At 64.1% G+C, this 401-nt stretch carries 1 protein-coding gene; it reads right to left on the reverse strand.

The window, feature by feature from the left end:
* Positions 1-401 (reverse strand): MFS transporter (locus EN984_RS37475; protein ID WP_164766067.1); only part of this gene is annotated, 401 nt, incomplete at both ends.

A 401-nucleotide genomic window follows, 5' to 3' on the forward strand; every position in this document is an offset into this window, starting at 1 on the left:
GATGAAAAGCCAGGAATAGTTGGCGTAGGCATCGAACACCATGCCGCCGGCAAGCGGTCCCAATGCCATGCCGAGGCTGGACAGCATGGTGGCGGCGCCGAACACGGTGCCGAGGATGCGCTGGCCGAAATATTCGCGCGCCAGCACCGCATAGAGCGGCATGACGCCGCCATAGGTGGCACCGAAGATAACGGCCAGCATGTAGAACTGCTCAAGCTGGCTGATCGACAGATAGGCGGCAATGACGATCGCCTGGATCGCCAGGCCCGCGATCAGCACCGGCTTGACGCCCAGCCGGTCGGCCAGCACGCCGTAGAAGAGCCGGCCGCCAAGGCCTGCCAGACCTTCGACACTGTAGATCGAGACCGCTGCCATGGGGGCGACGCCGCACAGCATGGCAT

It is taken from the genome of Mesorhizobium sp. M7A.F.Ca.CA.004.12.1.1 (assembly GCF_003997835.1).
Lineage (GTDB): Bacteria > Pseudomonadota > Alphaproteobacteria > Rhizobiales > Rhizobiaceae > Mesorhizobium.